Source organism: Flavobacterium sp. XS2P24, from assembly GCF_030010285.1.
In the GTDB taxonomy this organism is placed as follows: Bacteria; Bacteroidota; Bacteroidia; order Flavobacteriales; family Flavobacteriaceae; genus Flavobacterium; species Flavobacterium algoritolerans.
In genome coordinates, this window is the sequence record NZ_JASCRU010000019.1 from 17,800 (window position 1) to 37,727 (window position 19,928).

Sequence of the window (19,928 nt, forward strand, 5' to 3'; positions counted from 1 at the left end):
TTTAAAATAATTGTTGTTGCAACCATAATTTCTGGAATTTTGATTGCCCGTCATAATTCTCGGCTTGTAACTTAATATTGAATTTTCGATCTCTTGGGTCGTTTCCAACTCCTGAAACATACATCCAATTCCCGTAATTGCTGTGTACATCGTAATCAATAAGCATCGCTTCAAAATAAGCCGCTCCTATACGCCAATCTAACAGAAGATTTTTTGCAAAATAGGAACCTACATTTTGTCTGCCGCGATTGCTCATCCAGCCTGTTTGTTGTAATTCAATCATATTGGCATTTACAAAAGGCTCTTTAGTTGTGCCGTTAATCCAATTTTTTATCGCTAATGGATTGTTTTTCCAATCGTATTTTTTGTCTAAAATCCCTCCAATTTTAAAAATCGAATTCCCGTTTTTCATCGAAACGTATTTAAAATAATCTCTCCAAATCAGTTCGAAAATCAACCAATACGTTGATTCATTTTTCCCAATTTGTTGTTCGTATTTAATAATTTCCCAATAAATAGTTTTCGCCGAAATAGAGCCATTGGCTAACCAAGGAGAAAATTTCGAACTAAAATCAGTTCCAATTAATCCGTTGCGGGTCAATTTATAAACACTTAGTTTTTTGGTTTTCCAAAAATAATGCTCCAATCTTTTCATTGCTTCGTCTTCACCTCCTCGAAAAGGAAAAGCTGTTCTGGAATCCATTTCAAAATCGGTAAATCCTAATGTTTCCATCGTAGGAATTACAGTTTCATTTGCGAACCAATTTTCTTCAGGCATCTGTTGAACTGCAAATTCAGGTCTGACTTTTGTCGATTTTTCACACTGATTCCTGAATTGTGTAAAAACATTTGGAATCGATGGAATGTCAAACGGAATGTCTTCAGGATGAAATAAGAACTGATTGTAAGTAGCTCTAAACGCTACTGAAACCGATATTTTCGATTTGATATTCTCTAAAACTTCCATTTCTTCACTCGTCCATTCTTCTTGGAAGTAAACAGAATTGATTTTATTTTGAGTTACAATTTCCGGAATAGAATCTTCTAGTTTTTGGTGATACACCAAAAGCGGAATATTCAATTTTTCCAAATTTTGTCTCAATACTGTCACAGACTCAATTAGAAATTTGGCTCGGAATTTTTCTGTTTTTTTAAAACCAAATCTTGTTTCCTCAAATTGCCTTGGATCAAAACAATAGACCGCAATTACAGTGTCATTTTCTTGTATCGCATTTGTCAAAGATTCATTATCATGGACTCTGAGATCATTTCTAAACCAAACTAACCCTTTTTGTTTCTCTTGCATTTTTCGCTACAATATTTGACTTCGTCCCAAACTTTTTCCCATTTTTTCCGCCAGCTAAAAGGTCGGTTACAAACCAAACACATTTTTGAAGGAAGATTTTCCTTTTTCACTAGTTGTATTTTTGATATTCATTGACAACAATTGTCGCTTTCAAATCAAACATTAAATTGTATAATCCAAAGAACGTTCTGTTCATATAAATGAAATGTTTGGAACCTCGATTGCCATTCATTTTTCTAAGATTGGTGTCTTTTGAGAATCGTTCGCCCAATTGTGCGATGCTTTCAAAGAATGCTGCGTCCGAGAAATCAAACGTTTCGGTTTGAAAAGGTTTCGTGAAAAGCGATAATAAATCGTAAAACATTTGAGTAAAATATTCCACTTCCTCTTTGGAATCATCCACTCTAAGGATTTCCAATTCGAATAATTTTTGACTAAAAAGTTTCTTGTTATCAATCACTTCTTTGTTTATTAATTCGAAATAAGGAATATAAAAGTCATTCGGAATTTGTTTCATGCAACCAAAATCCAATGCTACTAATTGGTTTTTATCATTTACCAAGAAATTTCCCGGATGCGGATCAGCGTGTACTTTTTTCAGAATATGAATTTGATACATATAGAAATCCCATAAAGCCTGACCAATTTTGTCCGCGATTTCTTGATTGTCATTTTTATTAGTAAATTCCGATAGATGAATTCCTGTCATCCAATCCATCGTGATAATTTTCTCCGATGAATATTGAGAATAGTAATTCGGGAAAACCAGATTTTCAATCTTTTTACAGGCTTCAACCACTTCTTGGCTTTGTTTTAGTTCCAATAAATAATTGGTTTCCTCAATCAATTTGTCCTCAACTTCCTTGAAATACTTGTCAGAATCTTTTCCTTGTAGATTAAACATTCTGATTGCAATGGGTTTTACCAAAGCCAAATCAGATGAAATACTATTGGCTACACCAGGATATTGAATTTTCACAGCCAGTTTTTTTCCGTCTTTTACAGCGAGATGAACTTGTCCGATACTGGCAGCGTTAACGGAATTTGCGTTGAACTCATCAAAAATTTCATACGGTGTTTTTCCGAAATTTGTCTTGAACGTTTTCAATACTAATGGAGCCGAAAGTGGCGGAACAGAAAACTGTGACAATGAAAATTTTTCTACATAAGCCTGTGGCAAAAAACTTTTGTCCATACTTAGCATTTGTGCGACTTTGAGCGCACTTCCTTTCAAACTTTTTAGTCCGTCATAAATATCTTCTGCATTATCTTCGTTGAGTTTATCACGAGTCAAATCAGAATTAACCATTTTTTCTCCGTAATATTTTAGATAATTGACACCAACTTTTGCACCGGTTTGCACTAGTTTTGTGGCCCTTTCAATTTTTGAAGTAGGGATATAGTCTATCGTTTTCATTACTTATTGTATATTTTTTCTTTGAAAATAAATTTTCCAAAGTCTATTAAGCTATCCAGCGGAGTGATGTTCATTAATTCAAAAGAGGCTTTCACTGACTTCTCAATATATATGTCAGTTTTCTCAAAAGCTGGTGAAGAATCATCCAGCCAGAATTTCAACGTCAATAAAAGTTGAATCCATGAGGTTTCCTGAAATGCTTTCTCTTGAAAATTCTGAAATTTTTCTTGTTGCGTTCTAAAATCGTCTGAGATTATTTCGATAAGATAATTTTTGAAACTATTTCTAAGTTCAGAAAGCTGCATCAGTTTTTTTAATTGATTGTTGTGTTCTTTTAAAACGAGCACGACATAACTTCTGTTCGCAGTTAGAATTTCAAAAAAAGTAAAGTAGAAGCTCAGCATTTTACTTTTCATATCATACATTTCGTAGTCCTTGTTTTTGTTGAGCAATTCTACCGTTTTTTCTAAAAACATTTTAAAAATCTCTTTTTCGATGCTTTCTATTGTTCCAAAAAATGAATAGAATTCCGCTTCCGTAAAGTCATTCATTTTTGCAAAATGATATACGGATTTCGGTTTTTCACTATGATCGAGGACATAGTTCATATAAAGAGAAACTATTTTGTCCTTTGTTAGTATTGTTTTTTTAGCAGCCATTTTTTAGTATATTTCAAATTAAAGTATAAAGGTATGAAATGTTTAACTATATATTAATAAAGTTAAACAAAATTTAATATAATTTTATATCATTATAAATCATTAGCTTTACACTATCATGAAAAAAAATGTTTTAATAAGCGGAGGTTCGGGATTTATCGGTAGCCATTTAACAGGTTTATTGATCGCGAAAGGGTATTCAGTATCTATCCTGAGTAGAAGTGAAAAACAAAATAAAGGAGACATTTTCTATTACAAATGGGATGTCGCAAATCAGACTATTGACGAAAGCGCCGTTTTAAACGCGGATTATATTATTCACTTAGCAGGTGAAAATATCGCTGAAAAAAGATGGACCGCTAAACGTAAAGCGGCTATTATTGATAGTCGGGAAAAATCTACTCAATTGTTGTATTCTGTTATAAAAAAAAACAACAAAAAACTGGACGCTTTTATTTCAGCATCGGCGGTAGGTATTTATGGAGCCGTAAATGGCGAAGAGATTTGTTCAGAAAACACGCCACCAGCAAATGATTTCTTGGGTTATACCTGTCAGAAATGGGAAGGAGCTTTGGATTTTATAGAAAACCTAAACATTCGTACCGTAAAAATCCGTACTGGATTAGTATTAGGGAAAAATGATGGTTTCTTAAAAAAACTTATTCCCTTGTTCAAGTTTAGATTGGGTTCCGCATTGGGTTCCGGTAAGCAATACATGCCTTGGATTCATGTAGATGATTTGTGTAACATCTATCTTCAAGCGGTTTTAAATCCTAATATGGAAGGTGCTTACAACGCAGCTGTTAGTGATAATACGACTAATACTATTTTTTCTAAAACGTTGGCTCGTATTTTTGGCTATTCTATTTGGTTGCCCAATGTTCCTGCTTTTGTGTTAAAATTGGTAATGGGCGAAATGGCCGTGATTGTCTTGACCGGTAGAAGGGTTTCTTCTGATAAGATTGAAGAAACGGGTTTTCAATTTAAATTTAAAAATCTGGAAGAGGCTTTAAGAGATTGTTTAACAAAATAGATTTATCGTAAGACACAAATGAGTTGCGTGTTGACGCTTTTGGATATTTTGCTGCGAACTATAAAAGGAATTTCTATCATAAAATCATCCGTGTTTAAGGGAAACTCAGAGATAAGTTCAATTCGCTTATCCACTTTTTTTAGGGTGCCACTAATATCTATTTTTTTTGTTTTGCCATGAATGGTGATTTTCCCGTTGATTTGATATTGTTTAGGAACTGAATTGATGTTTTTTAAATCAAATTTTTCAATTTTACCTTTAAAAACTGCTCTTGGAAAGCGTTTGCTTTCCATGTAGTTTTCATTAAAATGTTCTTCCATCAAGCTTCTTTGAAATTTGAAGTCTTTAATGTTCATCCAACAGGCTATCTGTCCTGTTTTAGTTATCAAAATACAGGTTGTTTTTTCATTACTTGCTTTCACTTCTTCAAATAAGGGAATTGAAGCCTCAAAATGTATGATTGCTCCATAAGTCACCATTTTATCTTGTGCAAAAGATTTAATTGCAATAATGAGTAGTACTATTAGAGTAATTTTTTTCATAATGATTTATGAATTAAATTACTTAAAGTTACGAAATTAACCGATGAAATAAAAGTATTGAGCGGTTGAAAAAATCACCAAATGAGTTAATTTTTCTCGGTTTTTTTAATCAGAAATTAAAGTATAATTGGGAATGTAATATTCGTGGAAAAGTATTTTTTACAAAAGTGTTAGTTATCGATTTACTAAATTATAACTCTAACTTTATGTTGTATTTTTTTAAGCTTTCTAATGATTCTTCTGATGTGTAATCAAACTTTTCTTCATGAAGGTCTTTTTCCTTTTTTAAGGCGATTTGTTTGATGCAATTGCAAAAACGACGTACTTCACTCATATTAGATAAAATTAATCCTGGAACAAGCATGCTATTGCCTTCTTTGTCTTTGGCAACCATCGTAAAATAGGAAGAATTGCAATGTTTGATTTTTCCCGTTTGAATGTTCTCTGCTTCTACACGAATGCCAATAATCATGGAACTATTGCCTACGTAATTCACGCAGGCTTTCATTGTAACGAGTTCGCCTACTTCTATTGGTTTGAGGAAATTGACCGTATCCACGGATGCAGTTACGCAATAATTTCCTGAAAATTTGGATGCACAGGCAAATGCAATCTGATCTAATAAGGATAAAATATAACCACCATGAATTTTCCCGCTAAAATTAGTGTGTGATGGCAACATCAATTCTGAAATTCGAATATTTGAGGATGCAACGGTTTTAAAAGTACGGTTCATTTATTTTATTTTAAAAGGAGAATTTACTTTTTTGACTTCTGTTATAAAATAGCGTGTATCGCCCCACCAAGGAAATGTCCTGTAGCGTTCTACATAAGCTACCTGAACATATTGTCCTTCGAATTCTTGTAAGTCAGTAATTACTTTTTCCTCACTGTCCAATACCGAAAAAGAGAAAATTTGAGCTCCGGAAATGCCCTGACTTATTTCGCCTTCCCATGTTTTGAATGCAACTCCTTTACGGCTCACTTTTATTAATTCGCCTGAACGAACTCCTTCGCTATACGTGGCAGTGTATAAAAAAGCAAAATAACCTGACACAGATACTACAAGGATTACGGTTATTACCATTAAAAATTTTCTCATTTTTGTTTAGTTTAAAAGTTGATTTTCGTCTTTTTCTGCTCTATTTAATATGCTTTCCGGAAGTGCTTTTTTCGCTTTGGCTCCCATTTTTTTCAATTTCTCCACACTCACAATCAGGTTTCCTTTTCCTTCTACGAGTTTATTCATGGCACCGCTGTATTCTGTTTTGCTTTCGTCTATTTTCTTTCCAATTCGGATTAAATCCCCAACAAAACCTTCAAATTTGTCATACAAAGCACCAGCTTGACGTGCAATTTCAAGTGCGTTTTCCTGTTGCTTTTGGTTGGTCCACATGCTGTCAATCGTTCGCAAAGTAGCTAATAATGTCGCCGGAGTAACAATAACTATGTTTTTCTCGAATGCTTTGTTGTACAAACTCGTATCCTCGTTCAGAGCCATGGCAAAAGCCGGTTCGATAGGAATAAATAATAAGACGAAATCAGGGCTTTCTATTTGATATAAATCTTGGTAGTTTTTATTGCCTAATTGTTCTACGTGGCGTTTGATGGAGTTAACGTGTTCTTTTAAAAATCCAACTTTTATATCGTCATCTTCTTCATTGATGTATTTTTCGTAAGCGGTCAAAGAAACTTTAGAATCGACAATCATCTTTTTACCGTCCGGCAGATTGATGACAACGTCAGGAAAAACGCGATTTCCATCTTCGGTAGTGAACGCTTGTTGCACTTCGTATTCACGACCTTTCTCTAATCCTGATTTTTCAAGAACACGTTCCAAAACCAATTCACCCCAATTTCCCTGCATTTTACTGTCTCCTTTCAAAGCTTTGGTCAGGTTGATGGTTTCCTTGCTCATTTGGATATTCATTTCTCGCAAGCCCAAAATCTGTTGGCGCAAAGCCGCATGATAATCAATACTTTCTTTGTGGGTGTCTTCGACTTTCTTTTCGAACAATTGAATTTTATCCTGTAAAGGCGACAAGATATTTTTCATATTCTCCTTGTTCTGTTCCGTGAATTTATTGGACTTTTCTTCTAATATTTTGTTGGCGAGATTCTCAAATTCTTTGGTGAATTTTTCCTGTAGTTTCTCGACTTCTTCTTTTTGTTCTTTATTGCGTTCCCAAAGATTCTCAAAATCAACTTCTTTTTTCGAAAGCTGAATCGCCAGACTGTCTTTTTCACTTCGAATGCTTTCTTTCTCGGCATTTGCATTTTCTAATTGCTTTTCAAAAGTTGTTTTATCAATGACAATCTGCTCTTTTAGTTGGTTGAATTGGGAAGTAAAAGCAATTAGTTTTTCTTCTAAACTGATTTTTTCCGATTGGAATCGGGCAGAGAAAATGAGTTTGCCAATGAAAATACCAATAGCGAGAGCAACGATGAAAATCAATAAAAACGGAAGCATATTTGACATAAAATTTCTTTTTGTAAGTTTGTAAAAATAAACAAAAGTTTCCTTCTTTCCTTTCGGAAATCAAAATAGTATCTCAAGTTTTAGTATTCATGGATTTGTAAAATTAGTTGCCAATTAATTTTTATACTTTAAAAAATATGCAGGATAAATCTTTAAAATTGAATTCTCGTTTTTTTGCAATTATTGCTATTGTCGGTTGGTTTGCGGTTGTATTACAATTGTACCTTATCATTATCAATCGGGTGGTGTCACTTTCGGAAACGATTGTTCGTTTTTTTAGTTTTTTCACCATTCAATCGAATATTTTAGTGGCAGTTTGTTTTACTTTTCTTTGGCTGAAGCCAAAATCCAAATTGGGTTTATTTTTTTCGAAACCTAAAAACACAACAGCAATTACGTTATACATCACGATTGTAGGACTTGTTTACAATGCAATTCTTAGATTTTTATGGGCGCCAACGGGTTCTCAAAAAGTAGTGGATGAGTTGTTGCATTTGGTTATTCCAATTTTGGTTTTACTCTATTGGATTCTATTTGTACCAAAAAAGGAATTGGAATTCAAAAACATCTTTCCGTGGTTGATTTTCCCTGCGGTGTATTTGGTTTACACTTTAGTTCGGGGCGCTTTTTTTAGTTTTTATCCCTATCCATTTATAGATGTGATACTTTTGGGTTATGATAAAGTATTGCTTAACAGCTTTTTTATGCTGCTGGCTTTTGTTTTTTTTGGAACGTTGTTTATTGGAATTGGGAAAATAAAAAAGACCAATAGGAATTAGATTCGTATTGGTCTTTTTGCACTAAATCAATTATTATTCATCCAGTTTTATATTTCCTCGGTCTTCCTGATTATCCGGATGGGAATTTGGATAACGGTTTGGAATAATATCCGAGTTATGATCTTTATTTTCGACCATTTTTTTAGCTTGTTCTTCAGAAACATTTGCAATATCAGAACTTAAATTTATAGGAGTGCTATCCTCATTCTGTTCTAGAGTTCCATCAATATTACGTGCTCTTTGGACAATTTTTTGATTTCCATGACTATCAGTTTCTACTTCTGATTTTAAATGGGATACTTCAGGATTAGTATTTTGGGCTAGATTCTGACCGCTAAATCCTTCGTTTATATTTTGCTTATTATTTGTTTTTTTTGAACCTAAATCGTTGCTTTCCATACTCTTTAATTTTAAAGCTAATACTGTTAGCTTCTATAAGATTACGTCTTTTAAACGAAGGAGTTCAATCATTTAACATAGCTTTTGGTTTACACCAATAAATGTATGGCGACACTATTTTAAATCCAGAGAAAACAAAACTATCTTTGCACGCACAACTAATACACTAAAATGTCTCATTCTCATTTCATCATTCATAAGCCTTACGGGTATCTGAGTCAGTTTATTTACGAATTAAAAAGAAAAAAGAAACTGCTGGGTGAATTGCACGATTTCCCAAAAGGAACGATGGCAATAGGGCGTCTTGACGAAGATTCAGAAGGATTATTGTTATTGACCACGGACGGGAAGATGAGCGAAATCATTCGAAGTAAAAAAGTCGACAAGGAATATTATGTTCAAGTCGATGGAATTATCCATCAGGAAGCGATTGAGCAATTGCAAAAAGGAGTCGAAATAGGTTTCAATGGAACGAAATACATTACGAAACGGTGCAAAGCATTCTTGATAAATGAAATTCCCGCTTTTGGAACCAGAGGAAAAAAGATACGCGATGAACGTCACGGTCCCACTTCTTGGGCTTCGATAACGGTGAATGAAGGGAAGTTTCGCCAAGTCCGAAAAATGACTGCCGCTGTTGGTTTCCCTACGTTACGCTTGGTTCGTGTTCGAATAGGAAACGTACATCTCAATGATTTGCAGGCTGGAGAAGTTTTGGAAGTGTCTGATTTTGCAGTCGATTCGAATGAAAAATAACAATAAAAAATAACAATAATTGCAATGTTAAACATCGTTTTAGTAGAACCTGAAATCCCAAATAATACGGGAAATATTGGCCGATTGTGCGTAGGTACCGAAAGCCGTTTGCACTTAATTCATCCTTTTGGATTTGTCATTAATGATAAAAACCTAAAACGTTCCGGTTTGGATTATTGGGTACATCTTGATGTTACTGAATATCAAAATGTAGCCGAATGGAAAACACAGATTCCTGATTTATCCCGAGTTTTCCTGATGAGTTCCCATGCCAAAAAATCATATCTGGAGACTGATTTTCAGGATGGAGACTGGTTGGTTTTTGGGAAAGAAAGTAAAGGTTTGAGTGAAGCTGTTTTAAACGAATTTCCCAATCATCTGACAATTCCTATGTCATCGTTAATCAGAAGTTTTAATATAGCAAATTCTGTTGCGTTTGTCATTGGCGAAGCAAAAAGACAAATAGCTAGTAGACTGTGAATTGTAAATTAAAAGTTGTAAAAAAGTAAGGCTATTTTGTGGTTGAAATTTCATATATTTGAATAGGTCATTCTGGATCTAATTGTGTTTTTTCTCCCTTAAAACGTACTTTTTATGATTGATAAAATTACTCTTAGAAGCACCATTTTCAAACATTTAGACGGTTTGGTTACCGCTCCCGTTGCGCATGTTTTGTATGAAAAAGGGGTGCTGTCCTATATTCTTGACAAAAAAGAAGTTACGCTTTCGGAACTTTCGGAACACTTTAAAGCCAATGAAGGCTATCTCAATGTGGGTTTGCGTGTTTTGTGTTCGCAGGGATTTCTGAATTATCACATCAATACTTACACAGACCAAATTACGTTTGCCATAAACGAAAAAAGCGCGATTGCTTTTCCTATGTTCTATTTGTATGAAGACGTGCTTGATTTACTGCATTTCACGATGCAATTTAGCACGCGATTATTAGACGATATTCCATTCGTTCGATTGGGGTTAATTTTCGATTTGTATAAAAAAAATTATGAAATTTCATTTTCGAATGATGCGCTGACCAATGAAATTCAGCATCAGATTTTAACGCACATTGAAGGTTCTTTGGTTGGACCAATATTAGTGCGATTGGGTATGAGCGGTATGTTTCATAAGTATTTTATGGAGATTTCCTTCCGTCCTGAAGAATTTCATAAATCTCCCGAGAATTTCAAAATTATATTAGATTTCTTTGCAGATTTAGGTTGGTTTACCCAAAAAAAAGGCAATTACCAGTTTACGGAAAAGGGATTGTTTTTTGCCAAAAGAGCTTCTGCTTATGGAGTGACGGTTTCCTATTTACCTACATTTAGTAAAATGGAGGATTTGATTTTTGGTAACCCAAATATACTCAGAACGGTTGCTGAAGGCGAAGATGAAATTCATGTGGACCGAGAAATGAATGTTTGGGGAAGCGGAGGTGCGCACGATACTTATTTTAAAGTCGTAGATGAGATTATCATCAAATTATTCAATTTACCAATAGAAGACCAACCGAAAGGAATTCTCGATATGGGTTGTGGCAATGGAGCATTTATTGAACATATTTATAATGTAATCGAACGACAAACGCTTCGCGGAAAAATGCTGGATGATTATCCTTTATTCCTTGTTGGTGCCGATTACAATCAGGCTGCGTTGAAAGTAACCCGGGCCAATTTAATCAAAGCCGATATTTGGGCCAAAGTAATTTGGGGTGATATTGGACAGCCGGATTTGTTAGCCAATGACTTATTGGAAAATTATAACATTGATTTAAAAGATTTATTGAATGTGAGAACCTTCTTGGATCATAACCGAATTTGGGAAATGCCTAAACATGTTACTAAAGGCAGAGTAAGTCATTCAACCGGAGCATTTGCGCATAGAGGAGAGCGAATCAGTAATTGTTTAGTCGAAGATAATCTATTGGAACATTTGAATAAATGGTCGCCGTACGTTCGGAAATTTGGGTTGTTAATGATTGAATTGCATACGATTGCTCCAAATTTGACTGCTGCTAATTTAGGGAAAACGGCTGCTACGGCTTATGATGCCACGCATGGTTTTTCGGATCAATACATCGTTGAAATTCCTGTTTTGCACAAAATCGCTGCTGAAGCGGGATTGTATCCGGATGCTAATTTTTTTAGGAGATTCCCAGACTCAAATCTTGCAACAGTGAGTATAAATTTATTGAAAGGAAATGGTTAGTACGATTTTGGACGGAATAAAATGTTGGAACTAAACAATCATGAATTTTCCTTTTTCAGCGTCAAAAATAATATGTTCGTCTTTGAATAAGGTATTGAAACTTCCTTTTGAAATAAAATTACAAGGCTCGTCTTGAAGCACAGTTTCAGGAGTCATAATAATCATTTCGTCACTCAATTGTATCGCCATATCAATATCATGAGTAGAAAATAAAATGCATTTTCCGGTTTCATGAGTAAGCTTTTTCAAAAGTTTGAATAAAGCCACTTTGTGCAATAAATCCAAATGGGTTGTGGGTTCATCCAAAATTATTAACGGAGTATCTTGTGCCAAAGCTCGTGCAATCAATACTTTTTGTAATTGTCCGTCACTAATCTCATAATGTTTTTTTGTGGCTAAATGACTGATTTGCGTCAATGCCATGGCCTCGTTAACTTTAACAATATCAATATCAGATAAAGTTCCCATCCAATTGGTGTAGGGCTGTCTTCCTAAAGCAATGAGTTCAAAAACGGTTAAATTACTGGGAGGTAATTTTTCGGTTAAAACAATGCTTAGGTTTTGCGCTAAATCCAAAGGTTCGTAATCAGTAATTTTCTTTTCATTCAAGAAAACAGCACCAGAAAGCGGTTTCTGGATTCCAGTTATCGTTTTTAAAAGTGTTGATTTTCCAATGCCATTCGCACCAATTAAAGCTATCAGTTTTCCTTTTTTTAAAGCAATAGAAATATCCGAAGCCACTACGATTTTCTCTTTTTTATGAGAATAACCGATGCTAATTTGAGACGCTTGTAAGATGATTTTGTTTTCCATTAGGCAATCATTTTTCGTTTACTAACCAATAGCCAAATCACAACTGGAGCTCCAATTATAGAAGTTACAGCATTGATTGGTAAAGTGATCTCCAATCCGGGCAATTCTGAAATTACATCACAAATAAGCATAATTGAAGCGCCTAAAAGTAACGTACTCCAATACAAAACCGAATGGTTACTGGTTTGAAACACTAATTTTGCTATGTGCGGAACTGCCAGTCCTACAAAGGCAATTGGACCTGCATAGGCCGTGATGCTTCCGGCTAAAATACTTGTTGCAAAAATAATAATTAATCGTGTTTTTTTGAAATTCAAACCTAAACTGCGTGCGTAATTTTCACCCAATAATAGTGCATTAAGTGGCTTGATGCTAAACAGACTTAATAATAAGCCAATTGCCACACAAATTGTCAGAATTACTATAGAAGACCAAGACAAATTACCTAAGTTTCCCATGGACCAAAACGTAAATTTCTGCAATTGTTCAGCTGAACTAAAATACGTAAGAACGCCTACTATTGCGCTGGTAAAACTACCAAACATTAGCCCTACAATTAAGATGGCCATCGTATCGCGTAGCCTTTGGGATACCATCAAAACGGCGAGTAATACAACTGAACTTCCTATAGTTGAGGCTAAAACCACTCCATAAGAGGATAATAAAATGGTACTTAAAAAAGGTGGAAGTAAGCTCGCTCCTAATATTACAAAAGCAACGCCTAAACTGGCACCGGAACTTAGTCCTAAAACATAAGGTCCTGCCAGTGGATTTCGAAACAGAGTTTGCATCAGCAATCCACTTATAGATAATCCCATTCCAACAAGAATTGCAGTAATGGCTTTTGGTAAACGATAATTGATGATGATATATTCCCAAGTAGACTTACTCGCTTGACCACCAGTTAAACTAGTATAAATTTCTTTAAAAGGAATCGTTATGGAACCAAAACTAATGTTTACAAAAAACAATAGAACAAGCCCCAAAGTAAGCAAGAAAAATAGAATCGTATTTCGTTTTTGATTCGCCAATTTAGTTTAGTTTTTGTGCAAAAGTAAAAGTATAGTTTGGAAGCAATTCAGGATGGAAGATTTTAATGTAATCTTTCAAAACTAAATCCGGTCGGCTAGGTGCTAATTCATAATAAATGGTTCCTCCTGTTGCACCTAATTTACTTTCAAAAGTATACACATTTTTAGATTTTGAAGCGTCAAACTGACTGTAATGTGGATTACTGTTTTCGAATTCAGCAATACTTTTAAAAGAACCTGTTGCAATCCAATATTGCGCCGTTTTTGCTTTCTCTAATATTTTTTCAAAAGGCAAACTAAGACTTCCTGTACCTTCGACATTTGCCCACAAATAATTTGCTTTGGCATCCTTCATGAATTGGGCTACCCAGCTATTTCCTCTTGCTACATACCATTGCTCTTGATACATAGATCCGTACAAAACGGTTGCTGTTGGTTTTTGGGTTGCAACCAATTGTATCGCGTCATTGTAATTTTTAACGATTTCATCAAAAAGCGTTTTGGCTTCTTTTTCTTTTCCAAATAAAGCACCGTAAAGCTTAATCCATTCTGCTTTGCCAAGTGGAGTTTGTTCCATCCAGTCCGCTTGTATGAGTACATTAAGACCGCTTTTTTGTAAATTATCAATCATCGGATTGTTGTTGTCAACTCCAAAAGTCACAATTAAATTAGGCGCCAAATCAATGAGTTGCTCCATGTTTAATTTTTCGTTTTGTCCTATGTTTTTTACAGCACGGGCATCAATTAATTTTCTTGTTTTTTCAGAAGAAACATAATCGGTATGAGGGAAACCCACCAGTGATTTTTCAACTCCCAGCATTTCCAAAAAAGGAATATTGGTCGTTGAGGTAACGACGATTGATTCTAAAGGAACTGAAATTGTGGTGTATTTTTGCAGGCTATCAGGAATGCTGCCGTTTTTTTCTTTCAATATATAAGTGAAGTTTTTATTGGCTTCAGGCCAAGGATTTGAAACTGTCACTACTGAATATCCTTCGTATTTATTAATAGAAAGTCCCGAGGCATATTCGATTGCATTTTTTGAATCAGTACTTTCTTTTACGGTTAGGTTTTCGCTTTTTTTACATCCAACGAAAGTTGAAAAAGAGAGAACAAAAAGGATTAATTTAAAGGTGAATTTCATGATTTAATTTTTCGATAGCGACAAAGGTATACCAAATTTATAAAATTTCTTGTTTATTTTTAGCAGTAAAAAATTGAACAAATACTATCTTTACGAAATGAATAGCATTAAAGTCAAAAACTGTTCTACTTGCGGAACTCCTTTTAATTGTGGGGACACACCTGAAGGAAGTAAATGCTGGTGCAATAATTTTCCACCCATTTTTACTCCGTCAGAAGTGGTGGATTGCTTGTGTTCCAGTTGTTTTACAACTGCCTGCTCCACTAAAATTGACGAATATGTTGCAACACTATCTTCTGAAACTGCAACGGATAATAAAGCCAAAGATCTACCCAAAACTACTAATCTCATAGAAGGAATCGATTATTATTTAGAAAATGGGAACTATGTTTTCAAGGCTTGGTTTCATCTAAAAAGAGGTAATTGTTGTGGCAATGGATGTCGACATTGTCCGTATAAATAATTATAAATTGTAAATTATCAATGATGAAAGATAATATTGTTAAAACCAAGAGTTTTGATTTTGCTGTACGAATAGTTAGATTATATCAATATCTATGTTGTGATAAAAAAGAGTTTGTGCTTTCAAAGCAGCTATTAAGATCTGGAACAAGTATTGGTGCTATGATTCGCGAAGCAGAACATGCCGAGAGCAAGCACGATTTTATTCACAAGTTTGCAATTGCACAAAAAGAAGCTAATGAGGTTGTTTATTGGTTAGAATTATTAAAAGCTACGGATTATTTAAATGAGAAAGAATATGAAAATATAAATAACGATGCAATATCAATATTAAAACTTATAACAAGTATTATTAAAACGACTAAAGCAAAAGTTGATACCAAGAAATAAGTTATTCAATTAGCATAAAAGATGTTACTACAATTTACAATTAATAATTTACAATTAGAATGATATATTTAATAACTGGCGGGGAACGCTCCGGTAAAAGTAGTTATGCCGAAAATTTAGCAAAAGGATTGTCGGATAAACCAATGTATGTGGCTACAGCCCGAAAATGGGATGATGATTTCCAAAAGAGAATCGATCGCCATCAAAAAGACCGGGACGAACGATGGATTAATATTGAAAAAGAAAAACACTTGAGCGAAATTGATTTTTCGGGAAAAGTAGCCATTGTCGATTGTGTTACGCTTTGGTTAACAAATTTTTTTGTGGATACGAAAAATGATGTTTCCTTGTGTTTAGAACAAGCTAAAGCCGAATTTGATGCTATTGCCAATCAAGAAAATGCGACAATTATTATTGTAACCAATGAAATAGGGATGGGCGTTCATGCCGAAACGCATATTGGTAGAAAATTCACAGAACTTCAAGGTTGGATGAATCAATATATAGCTGCAACTGCCGATACCGTTGTGCTTATGGTTTCTGGAATTCCTGTAACGATAAAAGAAAAAAAATGAAATAGCTATGATTTTACAATATTGAATTCAAAGAAAATATTGCCTCATAGCGTATTACATATTCAATTAAAAATCAATAAATAACTACATATGAATTTTGTAACTTCTTGGAGTGGCGGAAAAGACAGTTGTTATGCAATGATGCAAGCAATTCAGCAAGGATTTATTCCAAAAGTGTTACTCAATATGATGAATGAAAACGGGAAAGTGTCTCGTTCTCACGGATTACCATTGTCTATATTGAATCAGCAAGCCCAAAAAATGGGATTGCCTCTGGAAGGAATTCCCGCAACTTGGGGCGATTATGAAGCCAAATTTATTGCAGTTTTGAAAATGCTAAAAGCCAAATATGATTTGGAAGCAGCCGTTTTTGGTGATATTGATTTGCAACCTCATAAAGATTGGGAAGATAAAGTATGTGCCGCAGCATTGCTAAAAGCAATTTTACCTTTGTGGCAACAAGACCGAATCGTTTTGGTAAATCAAATGCTTGAAGACGGTATTGTAACGATGATTGTTTCTTGCAATACAATGATGGGAGAACGTTATCTGGGTAAAATTTTGACGAAAGAACTAGCTCAAGAATTACACGAAAAAGGAATAGATCCTTGTGGTGAAAATGGGGAGTTTCATACTTTGGTAATAAATTGTCCGTTGTTTTCTGGAGCGATTGAACTGCCCGAATTCACTAGAATTACCTATGAAAATTATTGTTTCATCGTTTGGGAAGAATAACTTTTCAATAACAAAAAAATAATGACAATATCAATGTCAAAAATCAATATCAAAATAATGTTTTTCAAATTGATTTTTGCAATTGTCATTGAATTTTGCCATTGAACTTTTAAATAAAAAATATGACCTATTTAGATGAAATTTTAAAATCTCGTCGCGACACCCGTCATTTTACGGAGGATCAAGTACCGGATGTTGTTCTTGAAAAAGCACTGCAAGCAGGACATTGGGCGCCTTCTGTGGGTTTGACCGATGCTACAAAATACTATCTGATCAGGTCGGCTGAAATAAAAAAAGCCATTAAAGATTTGTTTTTGGATTATGATGAAAAAGCAGTTGCGCTAACAGATGACGAGCAACAAAAACGAGCATACAAAGCCCTAAAGTTAGAGGCAATAGAAGAAGCACCACTGGGATTAGTGATTTGTTATGATCGTTCCGTTTTGAATAATTTTACGATTGGAACCGTTGGGAGTAATGAAGCAGTAAAGTTCAGTTCCGTTTGTGCTGCACAAAATATTTGGCTGTCCTTAACGGAGCAAGGCTATTCCATGGGATGGGTTTCTATCTTGAATTACTATCAGTTCAAGCAATTATTGGGTTTGCCTGAAAATATGGAGCCGTTGGGGTATTTTTGCGTGGGAAAACCGGCTACAGATTATGATAATCAACCCATGTTGCAACAACTGAATTGGAAACAAAAGCAAGAAATTCCACTAGTTGAGGAAATCACTGTTTTGCATGAAAGTAAGGTGGAGAAAGTGTTTTTTGACACTAAAAAGGAAATGGATCCTACTGCTTTTGCAAATGCGTTACAACATAAAATAGACCAAAAAACAAAACCAACGGGTTCATTAGGACTTTTAGAAGTGCTCGCCAAACAAATCGGGATGGTATTTCAAACTTTAGAACCAAAAATCACAAAACCTAATCTGGTTGTTTTTGCCGCGGATCACGGAATTGCAAATCACGGAGTAAGTGCCTATCCGCAGGATGTAACCAGACAGATGGTGAGTAATTTTTTGATAGGCGGCGCAGCTATCAATGTGTTTTGTAAACAAAATAAGATTCAATTAGCTATTGTGGATGCGGGTGTGAATTATGATTTTCCTACGAATACGGATTTAATTTCGGCTAAAATAGGGAAGGGAACGCACTCCTTTTTACAAGGACCTGCAATGAGTAAAACAGAAGTTGAGTTGTGTTTTACGAAAGGAAGCGAAATTGTTGCCACTATTGCAAAAACGGGCAGTAATTGTATTGGTTTTGGCGAAATGGGTATTGGTAACACAGCTACAGCTTCGGTTTTAATGAGCATTATTTTAGAATTACCAATTGAAGATTGCGTAGGAAAAGGCACTGGTGTAAATGATGAACAGTTGATTCAAAAAATCAATATCCTTAAAAAATGCATTGCTAATTATAATGGTTCAGATGATTTAGAGAGCAAATTAGCTTATTTCGGAGGATTTGAAATCATGCAAATGGTAGGTGGAATGCTTCAGGCAAAGGAAGCCAATATGTTGATTCTAGTGGATGGCTTTATCTGTAGTGTTGCTTTTTTAATAGCCTTCAAAAAGAATCCATCCATTACTAAAAATGCTATTTTTTGCCATTCTTCCGCTGAGCAAGGGCACCAAAAAATATTAGATTATCTAGGAGTTCGTTCCCTGTTGCAACTCGATTTACGGTTGGGTGAAGGCACGGGTTGCGCGATTGCTTTTCCTATAATTGAGTCGGCTGTGGCATTCTTGAATGAGATGGCGAGTTTTGAATCAGCAGGGGTTAGCAGTCGGTAGAGACGCACGTAGAGACGCACTGCAGTGCGTCTCTACAGGAAAATAAAACAAAAAATAATTCCAAAAATGAAAAAAGAACTACACATATTTTTTACAGCATTAATGTTTTACACCAGGATTCCGTGTCCCAAAAATATCGATCACAATCCGGATTATTTGAATAAAGCGTCCCGTTATTTTCCATTAATTGGTTGGATTGTGGGTAGCGTTGCTTTTGGGGTATATTGTGTTTTTAATTATTTAGTTGCTCCTGAAATTGCGGTAATCTTCTCTATGATTGCTTCCGTTTTAGTTACCGGAGCTTTTCACGAAGATGGTTTTGCTGATGTTTGCGATGGTTTTGGTGGCGGTTGGACCAAAGAAAAAATACTGATGATTATGAAAGACAGCGCCATTGGTGCTTATGGAGCGATTGGTTTAGTGCTATTGTTAATCCTTAAATTTCAAGGGTTGACTCAATTAATTGATGTCTCGGATAATCCTAAATTTATAATTTATAATTCACAATTTATAATTCTATTACTCTTTGTTTCTGCGCATTCCATCAGTCGATTAGCAGCGATTTCAATTGTTTTTACCCATGAATATTCTCGTGAGGACGCTTCCAGCAAAAGCAAACCAATCGCACAAAGTTATTCTTGGAGAGAAGTGGCAGGAGCGTTCTTTTTTGGATTGCTTCCATTAGTTATTTTATCCTGTTATAAGTGGCAAATGCTGTTGGTTTTAATCCCTGTTTTTCTGACCCGATTCTTTTTGGCGCGTTATTTTCAGAAATGGATTGACGGGTATACCGGAGATTGTTTGGGAGCAACCCAACAGGTTTGTGAAGTGGTTTTTTATATATCAGTTATTGCATTATGGAAGTTTATTTAGTACGTCATACGGAAACGGTTTGTGAAAAAGGAATTTGTTATGGACAATCCGATGTAAAAATCATGGAGCCTTATGATGCTGTTTTTCAGTCTGTTTTGAGTCAATTGCCTCAAGATGCAATATTGTATTCCAGTCCTTTACTTCGCTGTGTTCTTTTGGCAAATTATATCAAAGACAATTTAGGAATTACTGCTGTAAATGAAGATTCTCGCTTGATGGAAATGAATTTTGGCGATTGGGAAATGAAAAATTGGGATGTAATTCCTCCAGATGATTTTACGCCGTGGATGACAGATTTTGTAAATGTTCGCGTGCCCAATGGAGAATCATTTACGGATTTGCATAATCGAGTAATTGATTTTATGCATAATGAACTTCAAACAACCAATTCAAAACCAGTAATTATTGTGGCACATGCAGGAGTGATACGAAGTTTTTTATGTAAAATTTCAGATTTACCGCTGAAAGACGCTTTTCAGAATAAAGTAGATTTTGGAGCTGTAATTAAAATTGAATTATAAAATCCGCAAT

Annotated in this window: 25 protein-coding genes; 12 read left to right on the forward strand and 13 right to left on the reverse strand. The window is 34.8% G+C overall.

What is annotated here, in order from left to right; genetic code table 11:
- Nucleotide 1: 1 nt before the first annotated feature.
- From QLS31_RS11910 to QLS31_RS11925, 4 genes are read right to left on the reverse strand one after another with little or no spacing between them, the layout of a single operon-like run.
- Nucleotides 2-1,306, reverse strand: a complete 1,305-nt coding sequence (locus tag QLS31_RS11910; RefSeq protein ID WP_282744043.1) for a DASH family cryptochrome — start codon at nt 1,304-1,306, stop codon at nt 2-4.
- Nucleotides 1,282-1,416, reverse strand: a complete 135-nt coding sequence (locus QLS31_RS11915) for a DUF2256 domain-containing protein (RefSeq protein WP_082014130.1) — start codon at nt 1,414-1,416, stop codon at nt 1,282-1,284. The genes QLS31_RS11910 and QLS31_RS11915 overlap by 25 nt, the downstream gene beginning before the upstream one ends.
- Nucleotides 1,416-2,723, reverse strand: coding sequence for an AarF/UbiB family protein (locus QLS31_RS11920; protein ID WP_282744044.1), 1,308 nt, complete (start codon nt 2,721-2,723; stop codon nt 1,416-1,418). Before QLS31_RS11920 ends, QLS31_RS11915 begins: the two co-directional genes overlap by 1 nt.
- Nucleotides 2,723-3,382, reverse strand: coding sequence for a TetR family transcriptional regulator C-terminal domain-containing protein (locus tag QLS31_RS11925; protein WP_282744045.1), 660 nt, complete (start codon nt 3,380-3,382; stop codon nt 2,723-2,725). Before QLS31_RS11925 ends, QLS31_RS11920 begins: the two co-directional genes overlap by 1 nt.
- Before the next feature lie 118 nt (nt 3,383-3,500).
- On the opposite strand from QLS31_RS11925, the gene QLS31_RS11930 reads away from it, so the two are divergent.
- Entirely contained in the window at nt 3,501-4,415 is a 915-nt protein-coding gene (locus tag QLS31_RS11930; protein WP_282744046.1) for a TIGR01777 family oxidoreductase, read from the forward strand.
- Nucleotides 4,416-4,417: 2 nt separating this feature from the next.
- Here QLS31_RS11930 and QLS31_RS11935 read toward each other — a convergent pair whose 3' ends face one another.
- The 4 genes from QLS31_RS11935 to rmuC form a co-directional block, all read right to left on the reverse strand.
- Entirely contained in the window at nt 4,418-4,957 is a 540-nt protein-coding gene (locus QLS31_RS11935) for a YceI family protein (RefSeq protein ID WP_282744047.1), read from the reverse strand.
- A gap of 190 nt (nt 4,958-5,147) precedes the next feature.
- Nucleotides 5,148-5,693 (reverse strand): acyl-CoA thioesterase, encoded by a 546-nt coding sequence (locus QLS31_RS11940; protein ID WP_099716063.1) that lies wholly within the window; start codon nt 5,691-5,693, stop codon nt 5,148-5,150.
- Nucleotides 5,694-6,059 (reverse strand): 6-phosphogluconate dehydrogenase, encoded by a 366-nt coding sequence (locus tag QLS31_RS11945; RefSeq protein ID WP_282744048.1) that lies wholly within the window; start codon nt 6,057-6,059, stop codon nt 5,694-5,696.
- Nucleotides 6,060-6,065: 6 nt separating this feature from the next.
- Nucleotides 6,066-7,436 (reverse strand): DNA recombination protein RmuC, encoded by a 1,371-nt coding sequence (rmuC, locus tag QLS31_RS11950; protein ID WP_282744049.1) that lies wholly within the window; start codon nt 7,434-7,436, stop codon nt 6,066-6,068.
- A gap of 137 nt (nt 7,437-7,573) precedes the next feature.
- Here rmuC and QLS31_RS11955 point away from each other — a divergent pair, with 137 nt between their 5' ends.
- Nucleotides 7,574-8,215, forward strand: coding sequence for a Pr6Pr family membrane protein (locus QLS31_RS11955; protein WP_282744050.1), 642 nt, complete (start codon nt 7,574-7,576; stop codon nt 8,213-8,215).
- A 33-nt stretch (nt 8,216-8,248) separates the two neighbouring features.
- On the opposite strand, the gene QLS31_RS11960 is transcribed toward QLS31_RS11955, so the two are convergent.
- On the reverse strand, nt 8,249-8,614 hold the full coding sequence (locus QLS31_RS11960) for a hypothetical protein (RefSeq protein WP_121341287.1): 366 nt from the start codon (nt 8,612-8,614) through the stop codon (nt 8,249-8,251).
- Between the two features lie 171 nt (nt 8,615-8,785).
- On the opposite strand from QLS31_RS11960, the gene QLS31_RS11965 reads away from it, so the two are divergent.
- The 3 genes from QLS31_RS11965 to QLS31_RS11975 all read left to right on the forward strand — a co-directional run bounded on the left by QLS31_RS11965 (nt 8,786) and on the right by QLS31_RS11975 (nt 11,575).
- Entirely contained in the window at nt 8,786-9,370 is a 585-nt protein-coding gene (locus QLS31_RS11965; protein ID WP_282744052.1) for a pseudouridine synthase, read from the forward strand.
- 24 nt (nt 9,371-9,394) lie between these two features.
- Nucleotides 9,395-9,850, forward strand: coding sequence for a tRNA (cytidine(34)-2'-O)-methyltransferase (locus tag QLS31_RS11970; protein ID WP_282744054.1), 456 nt, complete (start codon nt 9,395-9,397; stop codon nt 9,848-9,850).
- A gap of 114 nt (nt 9,851-9,964) precedes the next feature.
- Nucleotides 9,965-11,575 carry a class I SAM-dependent methyltransferase gene (locus tag QLS31_RS11975; RefSeq protein WP_282744055.1) on the forward strand — a complete coding sequence of 537 codons (1,611 nt, stop codon included), beginning with the start codon at nt 9,965-9,967 and terminating at the stop codon, nt 11,573-11,575.
- A gap of 30 nt (nt 11,576-11,605) precedes the next feature.
- Here the strand turns inward: QLS31_RS11975 and QLS31_RS11980 are convergent, their stop codons facing one another.
- The 4 genes from QLS31_RS11980 to QLS31_RS11995 all read right to left on the reverse strand — a co-directional run bounded on the left by QLS31_RS11980 (nt 11,606) and on the right by QLS31_RS11995 (nt 14,914).
- Nucleotides 11,606-12,388: an ABC transporter ATP-binding protein gene (locus QLS31_RS11980; RefSeq protein WP_282744056.1), complete on the reverse strand. Its 783-nt coding sequence runs from the start codon at nt 12,386-12,388 to the stop codon at nt 11,606-11,608.
- The gene (locus tag QLS31_RS11985) at nt 12,388-13,419 is read right to left on the reverse strand and encodes an iron ABC transporter permease (protein ID WP_282729895.1); all 1,032 of its coding nucleotides are present in this window, start codon (nt 13,417-13,419) and stop codon (nt 12,388-12,390) included. Before QLS31_RS11985 ends, QLS31_RS11980 begins: the two co-directional genes overlap by 1 nt.
- Before the next feature lies 1 nt (nt 13,420).
- Nucleotides 13,421-14,563, reverse strand: coding sequence for an ABC transporter substrate-binding protein (locus QLS31_RS11990; protein WP_282744057.1), 1,143 nt, complete (start codon nt 14,561-14,563; stop codon nt 13,421-13,423).
- 90 nt (nt 14,564-14,653) lie between these two features.
- Nucleotides 14,654-14,914 (reverse strand): hypothetical protein, encoded by a 261-nt coding sequence (locus tag QLS31_RS11995; protein ID WP_282744075.1) that lies wholly within the window; start codon nt 14,912-14,914, stop codon nt 14,654-14,656.
- A 7-nt stretch (nt 14,915-14,921) separates the two neighbouring features.
- Here QLS31_RS11995 and QLS31_RS12000 point away from each other — a divergent pair, with 7 nt between their 5' ends.
- The 7 genes from QLS31_RS12000 (at nt 14,922) to cobC (ending at nt 19,918) form a co-directional block, all read left to right on the forward strand.
- The gene (locus QLS31_RS12000; protein ID WP_282744071.1) at nt 14,922-15,026 is read left to right on the forward strand and encodes a DUF5522 domain-containing protein; all 105 of its coding nucleotides are present in this window, start codon (nt 14,922-14,924) and stop codon (nt 15,024-15,026) included.
- Nucleotides 15,027-15,049: 23 nt separating this feature from the next.
- Complete coding sequence (locus QLS31_RS12005; RefSeq protein WP_121341306.1) at nt 15,050-15,415, forward strand: four helix bundle protein; 366 nt, start codon at nt 15,050-15,052, stop codon at nt 15,413-15,415.
- 59 nt (nt 15,416-15,474) lie between these two features.
- Entirely contained in the window at nt 15,475-15,990 is a 516-nt protein-coding gene (cobU, locus tag QLS31_RS12010) for a bifunctional adenosylcobinamide kinase/adenosylcobinamide-phosphate guanylyltransferase (protein WP_282744058.1), read from the forward strand.
- Nucleotides 15,991-16,080: 90 nt separating this feature from the next.
- Nucleotides 16,081-16,725, forward strand: a complete 645-nt coding sequence (locus QLS31_RS12015) for a diphthine--ammonia ligase (protein WP_282744059.1) — start codon at nt 16,081-16,083, stop codon at nt 16,723-16,725.
- 122 nt (nt 16,726-16,847) lie between these two features.
- Entirely contained in the window at nt 16,848-18,524 is a 1,677-nt protein-coding gene (gene cobT, locus QLS31_RS12020) for a nicotinate-nucleotide--dimethylbenzimidazole phosphoribosyltransferase (protein WP_282744060.1), read from the forward strand.
- A gap of 66 nt (nt 18,525-18,590) precedes the next feature.
- Nucleotides 18,591-19,397, forward strand: coding sequence for an adenosylcobinamide-GDP ribazoletransferase (locus QLS31_RS12025; protein WP_282744061.1), 807 nt, complete (start codon nt 18,591-18,593; stop codon nt 19,395-19,397).
- The gene (gene cobC / locus QLS31_RS12030; protein WP_282744062.1) at nt 19,382-19,918 is read left to right on the forward strand and encodes an alpha-ribazole phosphatase; all 537 of its coding nucleotides are present in this window, start codon (nt 19,382-19,384) and stop codon (nt 19,916-19,918) included. The genes QLS31_RS12025 and cobC overlap by 16 nt, the downstream gene beginning before the upstream one ends.
- The last annotated feature ends 10 nt before the right edge of the window (nt 19,919-19,928 follow it).